Below are 938 nucleotides of genomic sequence, written 5' to 3' on the forward strand. Positions count from 1 at the left end.
TGCTGCTACTGGATCAAATCAAGCCAATCGGGCAATTAGTACCAGTCAACTGAACGCGTTGCCGCGCTTACATCTCTGGCCTATCGACGTGGTGGTCTACCACGGCCCTCAAGGGATACCTAGTTTTTGGGGGGGCTTCACGCTTAGATGCCTTCAGCGTTTATCCTGTCCGATCATAGCTACCCAGCACTACCGTTGGCACGATAACTGGTCCACCAGTGGATCGTTCACCCCGGTCCTCTCGTACTAGGGGCAACTCCCATCAAGTATCCTGCACCCACGGCAGATAGGGACCGAACTGTCTCACGACGTTCTAAACCCAGCTCACGTACCTCTTTAAATGGCGAACAGCCATACCCTTGGGACCTGCTCCAGCCCCAGGATGAGATGAGCCGACATCGAGGTGCCAAACGATGCCGTCGATATGGACTCTTGGGCATCATCAGCCTGTTATCCCCAGAGTACCTTTTATCCGTTGAGCGATGGCCCTCCCACTTGGGACCACCGGATCACTATGACCGACTTTCGTCTCTGCTCGTCTTGTCAGACTTGCAGTCAGGCTGGCTTCTGCCATTGCACTCAACGACCGATTTCCGACCGGTCTGAGCCAACCATCGCGCGCCTCCGTTACGATTTGGGAGGCGACCGCCCCAGTCAAACTCCCCACCATGCAGGGTCCCGGACCCGGATAACGGGTCGCGGTTAGACATCAAGAGTGCGAAGGGTGGTATCTCAAGGGAGGCTCCGCCGAGACTGGCGTCCCGGTTTCAAAGCCCACCACCTATCCTGCACATCACAATCCTGATGCCAGTGCAAAGCTAGAGTAAAGGTTCATGGGGTCTTTCCGTCTAACCGCGGGTAGTGTGCATCTTGACACACAGTTCAATTTCGCTGAGTCCACGTTTGAGACAGCGGGGAGATCGTTACGCCATTCGTGC

The 938-nt window shown here is 55.8% G+C and carries 1 rRNA gene; it reads right to left on the minus strand.

The features are described 5' to 3' along the window. Positions 1 to 14: 14 nt before the first annotated feature. A 23S ribosomal RNA gene (locus CG50_RS15945) occupies positions 15 to 938 on the minus strand; the annotation flags it as partial.

It is taken from the genome of Paenirhodobacter enshiensis (assembly GCF_000740785.1).
Classification (GTDB): domain Bacteria; phylum Pseudomonadota; class Alphaproteobacteria; order Rhodobacterales; family Rhodobacteraceae; genus Rhodobacter; species Rhodobacter enshiensis.